At 57.7% G+C, this 16,316-nt stretch carries 11 protein-coding genes; 7 read left to right on the top strand and 4 right to left on the bottom strand.

What is annotated here, in order from left to right:
- The first annotated feature begins 267 nt into the window (after positions 1–267).
- Entirely contained in the window at positions 268–5,349 is a 5,082-nt protein-coding gene (locus tag K227x_RS28000; RefSeq protein WP_145175864.1) for an Ig-like domain-containing protein, read from the top strand.
- 235 nt (positions 5,350–5,584) lie between these two features.
- On the opposite strand, the gene K227x_RS27995 is transcribed toward K227x_RS28000, so the two are convergent.
- The 3 genes from K227x_RS27995 to K227x_RS27985 all read right to left on the bottom strand — a co-directional run bounded on the left by K227x_RS27995 (position 5,585) and on the right by K227x_RS27985 (position 9,474).
- On the bottom strand, positions 5,585–7,021 hold the full coding sequence (locus tag K227x_RS27995) for an IS4 family transposase (RefSeq protein ID WP_145175861.1): 1,437 nt from the start codon (positions 7,019–7,021) through the stop codon (positions 5,585–5,587).
- Positions 7,022–7,835: 814 nt separating this feature from the next.
- Positions 7,836–9,071: a M56 family metallopeptidase gene (locus K227x_RS27990; RefSeq protein WP_145175858.1), complete on the bottom strand. Its 1,236-nt coding sequence runs from the start codon at positions 9,069–9,071 to the stop codon at positions 7,836–7,838.
- A 1-nt stretch (position 9,072) separates the two neighbouring features.
- Positions 9,073–9,474: a BlaI/MecI/CopY family transcriptional regulator gene (locus tag K227x_RS27985; RefSeq protein WP_145175855.1), complete on the bottom strand. Its 402-nt coding sequence runs from the start codon at positions 9,472–9,474 to the stop codon at positions 9,073–9,075.
- Between the two features lie 303 nt (positions 9,475–9,777).
- Here K227x_RS27985 and K227x_RS27980 point away from each other — a divergent pair, with 303 nt between their 5' ends.
- Complete coding sequence (locus K227x_RS27980; protein ID WP_145175852.1) at positions 9,778–11,904, top strand: hypothetical protein; 2,127 nt, start codon at positions 9,778–9,780, stop codon at positions 11,902–11,904.
- Between the two features lie 266 nt (positions 11,905–12,170).
- Here the strand turns inward: K227x_RS27980 and K227x_RS27975 are convergent, their stop codons facing one another.
- Positions 12,171–12,956 (bottom strand): sensor histidine kinase, encoded by a 786-nt coding sequence (locus K227x_RS27975; RefSeq protein WP_145175849.1) that lies wholly within the window; start codon positions 12,954–12,956, stop codon positions 12,171–12,173.
- Positions 12,957–13,162: 206 nt separating this feature from the next.
- On the opposite strand from K227x_RS27975, the gene K227x_RS27970 reads away from it, so the two are divergent.
- The 5 genes from K227x_RS27970 to K227x_RS27955 all read left to right on the top strand — a co-directional run bounded on the left by K227x_RS27970 (position 13,163) and on the right by K227x_RS27955 (position 16,284).
- Positions 13,163–13,585, top strand: coding sequence for a hypothetical protein (locus K227x_RS27970; RefSeq protein WP_145175846.1), 423 nt, complete (start codon positions 13,163–13,165; stop codon positions 13,583–13,585).
- Between the two features lie 230 nt (positions 13,586–13,815).
- The gene (locus K227x_RS27965; protein ID WP_145175844.1) at positions 13,816–14,856 is read left to right on the top strand and encodes a type II secretion system F family protein; all 1,041 of its coding nucleotides are present in this window, start codon (positions 13,816–13,818) and stop codon (positions 14,854–14,856) included.
- A gap of 361 nt (positions 14,857–15,217) precedes the next feature.
- On the top strand, positions 15,218–15,541 hold the full coding sequence (locus tag K227x_RS27960) for a hypothetical protein (RefSeq protein ID WP_145175841.1): 324 nt from the start codon (positions 15,218–15,220) through the stop codon (positions 15,539–15,541).
- A gap of 12 nt (positions 15,542–15,553) precedes the next feature.
- On the top strand, positions 15,554–15,766 hold the full coding sequence (locus tag K227x_RS31310; RefSeq protein WP_246146344.1) for a cation transporter: 213 nt from the start codon (positions 15,554–15,556) through the stop codon (positions 15,764–15,766).
- A 17-nt stretch (positions 15,767–15,783) separates the two neighbouring features.
- Positions 15,784–16,284, top strand: a complete 501-nt coding sequence (locus K227x_RS27955; RefSeq protein WP_246146343.1) for a cation diffusion facilitator family transporter — start codon at positions 15,784–15,786, stop codon at positions 16,282–16,284.
- The last annotated feature ends 32 nt before the right edge of the window (positions 16,285–16,316 follow it).

The raw sequence follows: 16,316 nt of genomic DNA, 5'->3' as shown, positions 1-16,316 counted from the left end.
CTTATCAAGAACGCACAGCTTGCCCATTTTTCCTGCTTCCGAATGGGACGGCACTGGCCATTTGGCAAACGACAGCGAATCTTTCGGCCGATGCTAGTCAAGACGCCAATTGCCTTGGCTTCGTTTTGGCGAACATTCGCGAACGAAATATCGTGTTTTGCTGTTGGCTTTGGCATACAACGTTTAGTGACCCAGTTCATCCACCCCAAGTCGATCGGTCCAGCGCCCGCAGGCGGTTGTTGGTCTTCAGTTTGGTAGAGACCCTCGATGATCAAACGAAACGATTCGAAATCGAAACATTCCAGCCGTAAAGCTTCCGAGCGATCTAAGATCGAACGGGCCAAGAAGCGGCGTTTGACGCTGGAAGGGCTGGAAAGCCGCCGGCTGATGGCGGTTTTGACCGAGCCTCCGATCCAGCCGGCGCCGACGGATTTGCCCGTCTACACGTCGCCTCGCAATATCGGGACGGTCCCCGCGGCATCGTTCTTCGAATCGGAGGGATTCAGCGACACCGGTCAGAACGACTTCCGGTCCAACGCTGATTTCATCCCCTTGGGCAATGGCCCGGGGCAAGAGAGCACGATTGACGTGACTGGCACGCTGCCGATCACGAACAGCACATCGGCCACCAGCGGTTTTTCGTCCGATCTGGATACTTTCTCGTTTGACCTGAAAGCCGGCGACATCCTGGATGTTGCCACCACCGGCAGTGCCGGCCAGTTGACGATTCGCGATTTTCGCGGATCCGTCGCGCTGACCAGCAGTGTTCCGGTTGGCGGATTGGCGTACCCGTTGCAAACGGTGGCCAACGCCAATGCAACGATGGTGATCCCCGAAGACGGTCGCTATTACTTAACCGTCGGTTCGATCGACGTTGTCAACAACTACACCGTCGGTCTGCGGACGTATCGTCCCACGACGGAGTCGCTGGCGTATGGTGACGCCCAGATTCTGTACCTCGATTTCGAGGGCGGCGTTGTCGACAATAACCTGTTCAATAATGATTTGTTGGTCCCCGGGCTACCGACTTTCGGTTTCACCGTGGTGCCTACTTTCACCGATTCGTTGCCGTTCTTGGGGCTTGAATACGGTGACAGCGTCACAGCCGACCGGATCATCACCGAAACCTACGAGGACGTCATTCGGGTCTTCGAAGACCTCGGCAATTCCGGCAACAATGGCGATTTCTCGGATACCGGCGTCGCTGGTGATTACGCGATCCGAATTCTGAACAGCCACATTCCTTCGCACCGTGCTTGGTTCGAAAACAATACCCAAGACCCGCGGATGACCCGCTTGCTGATCGGTGGGACTGGGTTGGACATCGGTGTTCCCGGTGTCTACGGAATCGCTCAATCGGTGGACGTGGGTAACTTTGACCTGACCGAATTCGGTCTGTTTGCGCTGGACGGATTCCAAGGTTCGCTATTGGGATTCCCGATCGCTCCGGCCGCTAGCGAAGTGGATGCAACGATCCAATTTTTGTCCAGCGTGATTGCTCACGAAGCTGGTCACACCTTCGGCATGCTGCACACGCTGAACTCCAACTCGATCGCGACGATCTCGGATGCCGGCGGCACGCTGCTTGCCAACGCCAACAATATGGGCGTGGGCCCAGACGGGATCTTTGGCACGTTGGACGACGTGAAACCGATCTTCCGAAATGACTTTTATCACCCAGAAGTTTATTCCGGATTCGAGAAAGTCACCGCCAGCATGGCGCATGCACTTTCCAGCGGCACCAAGGGCGGAGTCGGACAGACCGGTCGCGTTTTCAATGACGTCAATCGCAACGGTGCGGACAACAGCGAATCCGGATTGGCTGGCGTTACGGTCTATGCCGACGTCAACAACAACGGTGTCTTCGATACAAGCGAACCGCGTGCTGTGACCGGTGCGGATGGTTCGTACTCTCTGACGTTGCCACCGGGATCGGTCAACATTCGTGCGGTGACTCCGACCAACTTTGTGGCCACGACTGCATCGTCGGTATCCAGTTCCACCAGTGGTGCGATTAAGTTTGGATTCAGCCAGCTCACGTCCAACATCACCGGCACCGTCTTTGTCGATAACGATGGCGATGGCGAGCGTGATTCGGGCGATACCGGGTTGTCGGGCGTTTATGTCTACGCCGATTTGGATGGAGACAACCGTCCCGACCTGGGCGAACCGAGTGCCCAATCGGCTGCCAATGGCAGCTATGCGATCAACTTCCCCGGTCCGGGAACCTACACGGTTCGCGTCGTCACCCCGGCTGGATTTGAACAGACCTACCCCGGTCTTAGCGAGCCGACGCTTGGCGAACACATCGTCGATTTCAATGGCACGTCGTTGACCGATAACTTCAACTTTGGGTTCCTGTCGTCGAGCGATTACGGTGACGCACCCGACGAATACAAGACCAGTGTCGCCGCCGGTGGAGCCGCCCACGGCATCATTCAGGGTCTGACTCTGGGTTCCAACATCGACCGCGAACTGAGCGGTCAACCATCGGAATTGGCCGATGGCGATGACAATAACGGAAACGTTGACGACGAAGATGGCGTCCAGCTGACTTCGCCGCTGGGACCTGGCGATTCAGCCACATTCCGCGTCAACGTGACCAACACGACGGGCGTTCCCGCGTTCCTGCAAGCCTTCATGGACTTTAACCGTGACGGCGATTTCTTGGACGTGGGCGAGCAATTTGTGACCAACCTTCCGGTCAACAGCTCGACCGGCGCTCAAGATTTGACCGTCAATGTGAACGTGCCAGCGGACGCATCGGTCGGAACGACCTATGTTCGATTCCGTCTGAGCCAGCAAGCGAATCTTGGATCGGCCGGTTTCACTGCCACGGGTGAAGTCGAAGATTACGCGTTCCCGATTCTGAACGCTGCCGAGATCGCCAACGACGATAGTTTTTCGGTGCCGCGAAATTCGTTGTCACAGATGCTGGACGTCTTGGGCAATGATTTCCAAACCGTCGACAACCCGCTGACGATCGAAACGCTGACGAAGGAAGATCCCAACAACACTTCGGTCAAAACCGTCGGTTCGGTTTCGATTTCCAATGACCAGAAACTGTTGCTGTACACACCGCCGAACGGTTTCACCGGTCGTGACGTGTTCCAGTACACCGTCGTTGATCAGTTTGGCAATCGATCGACGGCTACGGTCGTGGTCAATGTGACGTTCCAGTCGAACGTGCCGATCGCGGTCGACGATTCGTTCGAGGTCGCTCAGGATTCGTCTCAGCGTCCGCTGAATGTTCTCAACAACGACGTGCCTAGCCTGTCGGGCGGCATCTCGATCACCAGCGTCACGCCGGGATCGGCTGGCGGAAACGTTCAAATCATCGGTGGCGGTCAATCGCTGCGTTACACGCCGCAGCCTGGCTTTGACGGAACCGAAGAGTTCACTTATAGCATCCAGGATTCGGCTGGTTCGGTCAGCAGTGCGACTGTCACGGTCAACCTGTTGCCAGGCACTCGCAACGACGATGTCGTCGCGTTTTCGATCGATATCTTGGACAGTGTCGATGGACGCGAGATTTCCAGCATCCCAGTTGGGAAGGAATTCAAGGTTCGCGTTTCAGTCGAAGACCTGCGTGCCTTTGCCAACCCCGAGGGAGTGGCGTCTGCGTTCTTGGACCTGCTTTACACCGATGCCTTGGTGTCGACTCAGGATACCGACAGCAGCGATGACTTCCCGTTTGACATCTCTTTCGGACCGCTGTTTAGCCGCACCGATGGGTTGCAACGAGCAAGTGCACAAACTCCTGGTTTGATCGACGAGGTTGGGGGAGTCCAACAGATCGGTATCGGTGGCCAAACGGAACATAACGGCCCGACCGAATTGTTCACGATCACGATGAAAGCGTTGTCACCCGGTGTGGCACAGTTCTTGGCCAACCCAGCCGACGATGCTGAAAGCGAAACCGTTGTCTTGGCATCGGATGTCGCCCTGTTGGTCAATCAGTTGCGACTGGGCCGAACGGAACTGTTGATCGTTGCGGATACCGGCAACTTTACCGCAGCCTTGGACGACTCGTTCCCCGATGGACGTGACAGCAACGGCGATCTAATCAGTGCATCGACGGTCGATCGTGCGGTGATCGACGTTCTGGAAAACGACAACTTAGGATCGACCGGAACCGTCCGTGAATTCGGATTGGTGACGCAGCCAACTCTGGGCAGTCTGGTCATCGATGACAATGGCACACCTGATAACCTGAATGATGACTTCTTCAGCTATCGTGCAAACGTCAATGCCAATGGTCTGGAACGATTCACCTATGTGATCGTCACTGACGACGGCATCCGTAGCATCGCTGAAGCCACGATCGCATTGGGCGATTCGCAAGCTAACGCAGAAGTCGCAATCGACTTTGAATTGGTCGGCGTTGACGGTGTCACACCGATCAGCGAGGTGAATGTTGGCGATCGCTTCGGGATCCGAGTCGACGTCGAAGACCTGCGATCGCTCGGTTCGACTTACGTCTTTGCCGGCTACTTGGATGTGCTTTATAGCCAGGGTGTGATTCGTCCAGCCAACACCATTACCAGCGACGAATTGAACTTCGACGTTGATTTCGGTACAGGCTTTGAAGACGATGCCGCCGTTGGAACCGCATCAACGCCGGGCATCATCAACGAATTTGGAACCCTGCTCAGCAGCAACGGGGTGGGAGTCAATCCGGCTCGGTTGGCTACTCTGTTCTTCGATGCGATCGCACCGGGAACTGCCGAGGTCACTGGATCGCCGGCCGACCTGTTCCCATTCCAAGACACCTTGTTGTTCAACGAAGATGACCCGATCGACGTGTCACGAATTCGTTACGACAAACTGGTCATCGATGTCGGTGCGGGAACGCGTACTGCGTTCCAGAACCCATCGCTTGCTCAAGACGTCAATAACGACGGGTTTGTTTCGCCGATCGACGCTCTGGTGATCATCAACGCGATGAGTCGCTTGTCGGCCGAAGGCGAAGCCGGAAGCGGATCGGCGGGCGTCAGCTACTTTACGGACGTCAATGGCGACGAACGGGTGACCGCATTGGACGCCTTGCAAGTCATCAATTACCTGTCACGTCAAAAGAACCAAGCCGCACTGACCTCGGGCGAAGGCGAACAAGTGGTGCCGCAGGTGATGGCATCCACGCCAACCTACCGGTCGTCACGAGCGATTAGCGATGAAGTGTTTGCCGACTTCGCCGAAGCCGACTTGATCTCCGATGCATCGTCTAGCGAAAACCAGATCGCTCAGTCCTCTGCGGTTGTTTCGATCAATGACGACGCCGACGACGAAACCGACCCCACCGACGTGATCCGGTTGTTGGCCGATGACGTCTCGGGGTTGTGGAGCTAGTCACACCCCGCGGCTTCAAGCCAAAGAATTCAAGAAGCCCGTTACGAAAGTCGTAACGGGCTTTTTTCGTTTCGACGCAGATGGTCGGTCGAGGATGGTGGAAGGGCGGTGGTGAGTGGCGGCGGTAGGTGGCAGGCGAGCAACGGCCCCCTCTCCCCCGGTTCCATCCAAGTTCGACTTGGATGGAATTGGGGGAGAGGGTTGGGGTGAGGGGCAACGCCGTTAAGGAAATTTTTCATGCTGCATTTGAGAGGTCCAGTGTAGCTTTGGCAAGCTTCTGTTGCTCTGCGGTGGCGAGTTCAATTGTGGGTGGGCCGGTCCGGGGTTCCTCTTTTCGGCGTGGGTAGTTGCGACTTTTCTTTTTACTTGCGCGGTCGTATGTATCCGTCAACGCACCGGCCAAGAGACTCCGAAGCGATTCGCCCCGCGCGGGTATCTCGTTGGGGCAGTGCAGGATGTTTTGCAATATTCGTAACACCATCGCGACGCTCGTTTGAGCCGCCGGTTCGATCCGATCGATTTGTTCGCGAAGCGCCAGTAACTGCGCCATCCAAAGACCGACAAGCGACCAGGTTAACTCGTGCTCGACGACATCCGGCGTTCGCCCGAGCAGTTTCGAACGACCGTAAGTTTGCTTTAAGGATCGGAATTGCACTTCGATTCCCCAGCGTTTTCGATAAATTTCCCCAGCACGCGAATCACTTAACTTGCGTAAGTTCAATTCGTTGGTGACGAGATAGACTTCGCCACGTCCGTCGTTAAAGCGAAGTAGCCGAAGGACCAACGGCGGCTGCTTGCGTTGCTGTTTTTCTTTCGGCCAGCAGTACACGATGCCATCACGTTCGCGAACCCGTCCAAGTTGCTTCAGGAAGCGACAATTGCTTCCGACACGCGTCAGGAAGTGATGGCCGTGGCTGTCGATCGCGTTCCAAAAGTCGTAGCCGACGAAACCAGCATCACCGCAGATGAGCGTGTTTTTCGGTAGGTCTAAAGCATTCAGCATTTCCAACAGATGGGCTCGTTCGCTGGAATAACTCGGTCCGATTTTCCATGCCCATGGCAATCGTTGTCCGACATGCCACAGTAGCGTGAGCCAGACTTGCGGACCGACGGGCTGCGGATTGTAGTTCTTCTTTTTGCTCACCGGTTTTCGTTTGTTGGCGTGTCGACCACGCTTGTTCTTCTTGTTCTTCTTCGATCCCCTTTTGTTCTTTGGCTTGCAGAACCGCTTCTCGTTGGCCAGGGTTCGACAAGCATCCAAGCGGGAACCGTCGACGGCCAACACCAACCAAATCCCAATGCGAAAACTTGCTTGATCTGTCTTCTCCATCAAATGATGCATTCGTTGGACCAGTGGCGGAAGGATTTGCTCGGTGTACTTCTGCAGTGCAGTGATCAGCGTCTGATACGAATGAATCCCGGTCGTACCGAATAAGCTCTCGACACTTTTGATCGCGTCTTTGGTGGATTCGACGAGCAATGATTGACTACTCCAAACCCATAGAATTGCGACCTGCATCAAGTGAGTCGGCACCCAATTGGCATTGCCGTGAACACGAACCTTTGCGAATAATTGGTCGTTGGCGATCCAGCGAATCGCTTTGGCCAGCTGTTCACCTTGAGTCATTGATTGCTTCTGTTTCGAAGCAGCATCCTTGCCACTGTTACTCATAGCCAGGCTCCTTTTCTTTCGACGATGTAGTCGAGGATTTTGGGGGGAGCCTGGCTTATTTCATTTATGGCCCTCCAAAAGCTATCCTGGTTACCTAATTCACTCGAAAAATTTCCTTAACGGCGTTGGGTGAGGGGGCGATGCTTGGTGTGAGTGGTTGCCGGATCAGCGTCGCTGCGCTCCTTGATCCGGCCTACCTCGGCTCCGCGTGCAGCTGCCTTTTTAGCCCCCTCTCCCCCGGTTCCATCCAAGTTCGACTTGGATGGAATTGGGGGAGAGGGGTTGGGGGTCGGGGGACGATGCTTGGGGGTGAGTGGGTGCCGGATCAGCGTCGCTGCGCTCCTTGATCCGGCCTACATCGGCTCCGCGTGCAGCTGCCTTCTTTAGCCCCCTCTCCCCCGGTTCCATCCAAGTTCGACTTGGATGGAATTGGGGGAGAGGGTTGGGGTGAGGGGGCGATGCTTGGGGTGAGTGGTTGCCGGATCAGCGTCGCTGCGCTCCTTGATCCGGCCTACATCGGCTCCGCGTGCAGCTGCCTTTTTAGCTCCCTCTCCCCCGGTTCCATCCAAGTTCGACTTGGATGGAATTGGGGGAGAGGGTTGGGGTGAGGGGGCGATGCTTGGGGGTTTGTGGTTGCCGGATCAGCGTCGCTGCGCTCCTTGATCCGGCCTACCTCGGCTCCGCGTGCAGCTGCCTTTTTAGCCCCCTCTCCCCCGGTTTCATCCAAGTTCGACTTGGATGGAATTGGGGGAGAGGGGTTGGGGGTTGGGGGCAGCCTGCGCTGGCGAAACGCACGTCGTCTCTTGGGCAGCGTTTAGTTGTTGCTTGCTGCGGGGATTTCGATGCGTCGCCTGGACCAATCGGGATCGACTTCGGATCCGGCCGTCAGCACCTCTGGCTGGTTCGGCTTGGCAACTCGCGTTTCCTCCGAAGCCTTGCTGGTCCGGTTCAGGACGATCACGGGATAGATCGGCAACAGGATCAACACGGCAGTGATCATGGCGAAACCGGAACGCCCGACGTTGCGGTGGATGGTGGGTTTGATGATCTGTCGCAGCCGATACTGAAGTTTGGGAAGATGCCCGACCCCGCTGGCGATCGGCCTCGGTTCGACTTCGCAGTGATGTCGTTCAACTGGTTCACACAAGAAGTCCAGCGTCTGCAGGATGGCTTCGGCATAGATTCGCGGTGACCCTTGTTTGCCACCGGATGCGGCAAGGTCACAGCAGCATTCCTCGCAGTATTCGATCTGCAGTTTGGCAATCCATACTAGCGGGTGCCACCACAGAGCGGTCATCGTCGTGACTTCGATAAAACGCACGATCCAGTCTTGGCGACGCCAATGTTCCAATTCGTGCAGCAGCAGGGATCCGCGAGCGGGTTCGTCCAAACGAGCCCACAAGGCTTTCGGGAATACGATCCGAACCTCGCCACCGAATCGTCGGAACATGGGGGACACCAACATTGGTGACACCACGGCATCGACCAACCAAACCGGCGGAGGGCTCTTTCGGCGAGGAGAATGGAATCCGTTGGCGGGCACCAGCGATGCGAGTTGTCGGGTCGCGGTGATGTCGAAACGACCGCGTCGTTCGATCAATTGATGAACTCGCCATGAGGCTCGCAGGATCCAGACCAACATCATCAAACTGCCGACGATCCACGCGGCGGTCAACAGGGCGGGCGTCGTCAGCAGGGTCGGGGCATCGGCCGCCGCACCCATCCCGGCCGCCATGTCGTTCAGATGAGCAGCGTCGACGGAATCGACGATCGTCAACTTGGCCCCCGTCGTCCGAACCATCGATTCGATGGCTCCCGAATCAATGGTGATCGGCAAGCTGGCGATTGGCGGCGTCAACAGTTTGACCAACACCATCACCCACAACAGATGCGTCAACGCGGGGCGGCGGACAAAGCGATCTGCGATGATGGCCACACAGGCGATCAGAATGGCGACCACCGTATTGCTGACCAACCACTGCGTCATCGACCCGGATACGAGCCAGTCCCAGATGGCAATCGGTTCAATCCATGCGACCCAAGGGGACATGCTATTGAGGTCCCTGTTTAGGGTCTTCGCGGAGTTCGTTCAGCATCGTCTGCAGTTGGGAACGATCCGATCGCGATAGCAGCGAACTGCGGACCAGATGGGTCAGCAGCGGGCCGAGCGAGCCTTCGCACAACTCATCCGCTGTGTTTTGCAGTCGACGGCTGATCAGTTCCGAACGCTGGATCGACGCCTGAAACAAGCGTGGCCAGACGGTCGGATCACGGCTAACACAGTTTTTACTTTCCAATCGGCCCAGCAGCTTCTGGACCGTGGCCGTGGTCGATGTGGTAGCCTCGCCGTAGAGCGTCGACGACAGCGATTTGACGCTCAGCGGACCATCGGCCCACAGTTGTTCTAGAATTGCCAGTTCGGCTTCGGTGACGTCTTGAGCCTTGCGTGCCATCAGCGAATTGTAGTTTTGGCGTTTGCGGAAGAATGTTAGTCTGACTGGGCGGGACACCGGTGGTGTCTCGCTAGACATTATGTCTTCTGGAGTGGGGCGGATGCAAGTCAAAGTGCCCCGATCCCGCAAACACAGTGTTCCTTTTTTCGTTCCCCCCCAGGCGGCCAATCTGGTTTTGCACCCGAAAACAGCTTGGTTTAATCGCCGGCAAGAGCCATCATGAAGGGGTGAAGCGGATCGTCGGCCGGCCTCGGACACACGGTGGTGTTGGGTCGGGCGAACCCTTGTCAACGAAAGTTCTCTTTGCCTTTTCAACCTTTTGCCGTTCAGTGCCCGACTTGTGACAGCCGCCTGCGAGTGACCGATCCCAGTTTGATCGGCACGATCGCCGCGTGTCCCAGTTGCCAGTCGATGGTGCAAATCGAGTCGCCACCGGCGCAGTTGCAAGCCGGGTCGTCATCGGTCGATAGCGGTGCAATCACCGAGGATGCGATTGCGCCCAACGGTCAGCCGGGGGATGGGCCACCTCTGGATCCAAGCGAATTGCCCGCCGAAGGGTTCTCGGGGTCCGAAGGGTTCGCCAACCAGGCTGCGGGGGCCGCCGCGCCGATGGATTGGCAGAGCGACCGTACCCGCCGAACTCGCCAAATCGCTCTGGTGACGACCATTTCGGTTGCCACGTTGTTGGTGGCTGCCGTGGCGTTTGGATGGTTTGTCATGACCTATGGATCCGGGCCGGACGTGGTGGTCGAGGGGACGCCCGCCGATGCATCGTCGCCGGGCGAAGACGCTGGCGATCCGATACCGGACTCTGGAAATTCGAACACCGTCCCACCGGATGCGATGGAACCGGGACCCGCAAACGGCGAATTGCCCGCCGATTCGGTCGCTGGTTCGACGATCGATGCCGCGCCGGCGGCCGCTGCTGATCCGGACGCTGCGGCGGCCGGGCAGGAACCAGCGGGGCAGGATCCAGGGACGCAACCGTCAGTCGCGATGTCGGAGCCGTCCAATCCAACCGGCGCAGCCGATTCGGAACCGGGTGGATCGTCGGTCGCTCCGCTCGATTCGCTGATCCCCGATTTCGCCGCGGTCCAGGGACCCGAAGATGACGCGACAAAATCCAGCGAGGATGCGGACGTCGCTAGTCTGATGGATCTGCCGCCTGGGCTGGCTCAGTACACGCCGTTTCTGTTGCAAGAGGGGCCGACGGAGAAGCCGACATTGAAGGCGCCACCGACGTTGGAACAGGCGCCGTTGGATGACGCCGCGGAAGACGATCTGGATCCGCTGGCAAAAGTTCAGCCACGTAAATTGAATCTGAAGTCCGACCTAGCCCTGAAACTAGCGTTCCGATCCGATCAGTATCCGTTGACGGATATGGTCTTGATGATCAGCCAGATCACCGGCGTGCCGATTCAGATCGATTGGGTGTCCTTTGATTTGGTGGGTCGCGACGTGGGCCAATCGATCAAACCGCCCAAGACGGCTGTTTCGGCTCGGCAGGTTTTGGATCAGATCGCCGCCCAGGTGGACGCCGAGATTCGCGAAGAAGAAACGTTGTTGGTGCTGACCATCGCCGACGAACCGTTTGCTGCCCGATACGAACAAATCGTCAACACCGATGACATGGGAAACGATGCTGAATCAGCCGCCGGTGTGTTGGCCGATTTCCTGAAGGGATCGATACCGTCGGCGGCGAACACCGATGCCGCCGTGGAATTAGGCGGCGACGCAATCGACGCGGCCGCGGATGGTGAAGCGGATGACGAAACCGCAGAGGTTGCCAACGCCGGTGGGCCAGTGGGTGCGATCGTCAATCAACGCCAGAACCAGCAGTTGGCGGCGTTGGCCGCCGAGACGTTGCGGCGGATGCGAGGCATCGATCCGTTGGTTCCCGATGCCAGCATGAACCGCTGGATCCAAGTCGGTCCGGGACAGACGACCGATTGGCCAAAGATTCAATCCGGGGAAGCCGGCGAACCGGTGGACACGCCGATCGCATTGGCTGGTTTTCTGAAGCGGACGGCGCGTCGCAACGATGCGTCCTGTCTGGTCAATTGGTACGACGCCAATCGCCGCCGGGCAACACCGGAACGACTGTTATTGCCCGACAACCACGGCGGGCTGGCACCGATGTTGATCCGGTCGCTGGAACCGATGGGGTTGTATGTTCGGCAGGTCGACGCAAACCATTGGTGGGTTGGCAGCGATGTGACATACGATCGGTTGCCGTTGGTGGTGGCCAGTCCGCCGCTGGGGAAGCATCGCGAGGTTTTCGTGGATCAGATTTCACGGATCATGAGCGACGCGGGCGGCGAAGACTTTCGCTTGGTGATCGACCCCATCTCGGATCGCGCCCTGATGATGCTGCCACGCTTCGTGGCCAGACAGTTGCCCAAGGTGACTCAGCGCTTGGTGGCCAACTGAGCCAGAGAGTTATTTCGGTGGGGGAGATTCAAGCAGGGCGTGCTACGCGCTCACAGGTGCCTTTTTTAGCCCCCTCTCCCCCGGTTTCATCCAAGTTCGACTTGGATGGGATTGGGGGAGAGGGTTGGGGTGAGGGGGGCGAATTCTGGCGAATCCCACTACGGAAGTGGGGGGACTTAGTCGACGTCGGATGGTGACGTGGACGGCGTGCTGGCGTGGTCCGCAATCGCGGTCCTTGCCGTTGCCGTGCCGGCATCGGTGGCTCTTCATGCGGCTGCTTGAGCACTGACGGCGACGGGCAATCGGATGATGAAAGCCGTGCCAACACCGACGCTGCTTTCGACTCGGATGCGTCCGTCGTGGGCGTCAATGATTTCTTTGCAGGCCGCCAAGCCCAAGCCGGTGCCGCCTTTGCCCGATTCATCTGGTCCGCTCTTGGTGCTGTAGAACGAATCGAAAATCCTGGGCAGTGATTCCTGAGGGATCCCACTTCCGGAATCGCGGACCGTCAGCTCTACCCAACCGGCTTCGCTGCTGGGTGCCAATCGGACCAGGATGGTGCCGCCTTCGACGATCGCTTGGCGGGCGTTGATCAACAGGTTTAGCAGCACGCGTCCGATCTGATTGCCGCTGGCCTGAACCGCGGGGGTCGCCGGATCGATTTCGGTTTCGACGGCGATGCGATAATTTCGCATTTCGCGTTCTAGCAGCATCATCGAACTGTCGATGATTTCGCCCAGTTGAGTCGGTTCGAAAGACTCGCTGCGGTTCTTGGCTTGAGCAAGAATCGTGTTGGTGATCTTAGCCGCTCGTTCGGATGCTTCCAAGATTTTGCTGAGCGCTTTGTCGCGGCTAGGTTCGTCTTTGTTGCGGATGCCCAAACGAGCGTAGTTGATGATTGTCATCAACACATTGTTGAATTCGTGGGTCGCCGTGCCGGTCAATTCGCCCAAAGCCGCCATCGATTGCAGTCGACGCAATTCGCCTTTCAGCTGCTGAATGTGCAATTGTTGTTCGTTGATGTTGGGGGCGGCGTTGGGTTGCTTCGACATGTCGATTCAGGTGGCCAGCAGAGTAACGGCGGAGCTCAAAATCGGGACGAGCGTTAAAATGCTAACGTGCCCCGTTGAATGACCTATCGTCGACGCCCAGCAACTTGCTACACCGTTTGGTGATAGTCCCGCACAGATTGCCAACTCGCTGAACCTTCGTGATTTTGGTACCGCCGGCCCATCGATTTCTGCTCTCGTTTCGGCGAATGAGTGAACGATCGCATTGGGCACAGGCTGTGGGGCGACCGCCTGTAGAGGCCGGGGCCTACCACCCGGCCATCCCGTCCGGAATCGTCGATGGAAGCGAGATGAGCGAGAATTTGAACGTCGTCGCACGGTTGAAACAGCGTTTGAACCAGGCTCGCAAAGCCGGTTTCAAGGTTCGGATGGAGGTGCTCGAAGACGAACAGGCCACTTGGTGTCAGGTCGGAACGACGCGAATCCTTTTTGTCAATCTTTCGCAAACCGCAGCCGAACAGCTTGCCCAGGTTGAAGAGACGCTGCGAGAATTTGCCGGTTCGGTAAAGCGATCTGATTCTGCCGCCTCCGTGGTCGATGTCGCCGCGAAAACATCCAACGTCTCGGTTGCTGCGGCGCCAAAGGATGTACCGGCCGACCACGCTGCTTGATCAGAGTCGCTGGATGTTCCCTTCGTTGACCGGCTGCTGATTCAATCGACAGCCCTTGGACGACTTCCGCTGCGAGATGATTCCCAGCGTTGGACTGAACGACTCAATCAATCAGTGGGCCGCTAGCCGCCAAATCCGCTAAACTCGGTGGGGCAGCTGCTGATCGCTGGGACATTCGCAAAGGTCTTCGATCGGCTTTGACGACCTTTCTTCTCTGAGGCGACCATCGCGTGTTTTCCAAGCGATTGAAACTTACGACGGCATCGAAGTTCTGTCACCGTTTTGGAACGGGGCTGAAGGCAGGTGCCGATATGATTCGGTTGCTGGAAAGTGAAGCCAGTCACGGCGCCCCGAACGAACGCCAAGCGATGCGATTGTTGGCCGAAGGAGCCCGGCGGGGTGACCATCTGAGTTCGGTGATGGACCAGAATTCCGCCTATTTCCCACGATTGATGGCGGCGATGACGCGAGTCGGTGAAGCGACCGGGCGTCTGGAACGGACTCTGCTAGCGCTAAGCGAGCACTTCCAACGCCAGATCAGCACACGGCGGATGTTCATCAGCTCGATCACCCTTCCCGGTCTGCAACTTGTCGGCGGGATCGTGGTGCTTTCGCTGTTGATCTATCTGATGGGGATCCTGACGCCGGCCGGCGGCGGCCAGATGACGGATATTTTGGGATTCGGGCTCCGCGGGGGCAGCGGCGTGCTGTGGTTTTGGTTGTACGTGTCGATCTTTTTTGGCACCGTCGGTGGCTTCACCTGGGCGTTCTTTAATAATGTCGGCGGAATCCAGAATCTGGCACCGCTGATCTATTTGATCCCCAAAATTGGTCCCTCGATCCAAACCATCACGATCTCGCGGTTCTGTTGGACCATGGCGCTGTCGTTGGATGCGGGCTTGGATCCGTTGCGAGCGATCCCGCTGGCGTTGGACAGTACCGACAGCGACTACTACCGCAGCGCCGCCGACGACGCCGAAACAGCGATCCGCGGTGGATCGACTCTGGCCGGTGCCCTGGCCGCGACCGATCTGTTCCCCGAGGACTTCATCGCGCGAGTGGACATTGCCGAGCACTCTGGCACCGATGCGGAATCGATGGATTACCTGGCCAAAGAGTACGACGAACGGGCCAGGTCGGCGGTCAAATTCCTGGCTGGCACCGCAACGGTGATCATTCGCGTGGCGATCATCCTGTTCTTTGTGTTCCTGATCTTCCGTATCGCCCAAACCTATCTAGGTGCCCTCAGCGGCGCGATGGAACCGATCTAGCTTCGGGGGTGGCGGTGGGTGGATCGTTTGAGTTTAGCGCCCGGGGGGCGAACTTCCCTTCCCCACCACAAACCGGTTCGATCGTCTCCATCGCATCTCGGTGGATGACTTTGTCGACTGCGGGGTTTTGATGGGTCAGGTTTAGGCTAGTGGTGGTGCCGATTCCGTGGCCGTGGGAATCGTTACTTTACGCACTTTCATTCTGTACGGCTTATTCGCGCAGGACCCGACGACCGAAAATGGTTGCTATGCCGCAATCCTATCGGTTGTGCGTCCCATCCAATGGTTCGAGATCGTTCTTGGCCATTGTGTTGGACCGACCGTCGATGATCATCTTCACCTGCGAGCGCCGAGCTTATCAATGTCATCAAGCTATTCCATCGAATCGTCCAGCAATCGTAAATCGGACCGAACTGCGTTCACCGAGCAAGCCGATGTCGCGACCCTTTCCGAGGTTGTCGAGACGGACCGTCCGACGCCGGCAATTGCACGGCAGTTGGCTGCAATCTTTTGGATCCTAGCGGCCTGGGCTGTTGGGATGATCGTTTTCGAGATGACGGCGGTCGGGGAAGAGTCCGAACGCAGTTGGATCGTTCAACCGTCCCCCACCTATTCGATCGAAGCGGTGTTTGACGGATCGGCCCTCTCGTCGGGCCATTCGACGACGACCAAGCATCGTTTCTAGGCTGACCGATTCATGCATCAGTGCGCCCACCATCATCATCCAGCGGGCGCCGATTACGGTTGGGCGTTCGCCGTTGGCGTGACGTTGAATGTCGTCTTCGTCGCGATCGAAGGTGCATTTGGATGGTGGACCGGTTCACTGGCCCTGTTGGCCGACGCCGGTCACAACCTCAGCGACGTGTTGGGATTGTTGATGGCGTGGGGTGGCTACGCGTTGGCGTGGTGATCAACACCGCCACCGCGATGCTGTTCATACGTGGCCGCGATCATGATCTGAATCTTCGCGGGGCTTACCTGCACATGGCCGCCGATGCATTGTTGTCGCTGGGCGTTGCGATCGCTGGAGCCGTGATCCTGTGGACCGATTGGGCGTGGGTCGATCCGTTGACCAGTCTGATCATCGCCGTCGTGATCCTGTTGGCAACCTGGAGCCTACTGGGGGAATCCATCCAGATGGCGATGCAGGCAGTGCCGGCAAACATCCAGCCCCAGGAGGTCGAATCGTATCTAGCGGGACTTCCCGGTGTGACGCAGGTCCACGATCTTCACATCTGGGCAATGAGCACGACCGAAGTGGCGTTGACCGCACACTTGGTCCGGCCCCAGCACACCAACGATGACGAACTGCTTCGCAGCATTGGCGAATGTCTGCATGAAAGATTCCACATCGATCACACGACGCTGCAGATCGAACGCAATCTGATGGATGCTGATTGTGGGCAGTGGGAAGAGGGAACGCTTTAACGTCGTCGCTTCCCGGTCGCCCGCAATCGATG

Origin of the sequence: Rubripirellula lacrimiformis, from assembly GCF_007741535.1 — a bacterium.
GTDB lineage: Bacteria > Planctomycetota > Planctomycetia > Pirellulales > Pirellulaceae > Rubripirellula > Rubripirellula lacrimiformis.
Note: the sequence above shows the minus strand (reverse complement) of the source record. Positions and strands in the feature narration are given on the sequence as shown.

Coding starts and splice junctions, on each gene's coding strand:
- K227x_RS27960 (WP_145175841.1), top strand. CDS start 15,218: ATGTCATCAAGCTATTCCATCGAATCGTCCAGCAATCGTAAATCGGAC.
- K227x_RS28000 (WP_145175864.1), top strand. CDS start 268: ATGATCAAACGAAACGATTCGAAATCGAAACATTCCAGCCGTAAAGCT.
- K227x_RS27985 (WP_145175855.1), bottom strand. CDS start 9,474: ATGGCACGCAAGGCTCAAGACGTCACCGAAGCCGAACTGGCAATTCTA.
- K227x_RS27975 (WP_145175849.1), bottom strand. CDS start 12,956: ATGTCGAAGCAACCCAACGCCGCCCCCAACATCAACGAACAACAATTG.
- K227x_RS27970 (WP_145175846.1), top strand. CDS start 13,163: ATGAGTGAACGATCGCATTGGGCACAGGCTGTGGGGCGACCGCCTGTA.
- K227x_RS27955 (WP_246146343.1), top strand. CDS start 15,784: ATGCTGTTCATACGTGGCCGCGATCATGATCTGAATCTTCGCGGGGCT.
- K227x_RS27995 (WP_145175861.1), bottom strand. CDS start 7,021: ATGAGTAACAGTGGCAAGGATGCTGCTTCGAAACAGAAGCAATCAATG.
- K227x_RS31310 (WP_246146344.1), top strand. CDS start 15,554: ATGCATCAGTGCGCCCACCATCATCATCCAGCGGGCGCCGATTACGGT.
- K227x_RS27990 (WP_145175858.1), bottom strand. CDS start 9,071: ATGTCCCCTTGGGTCGCATGGATTGAACCGATTGCCATCTGGGACTGG.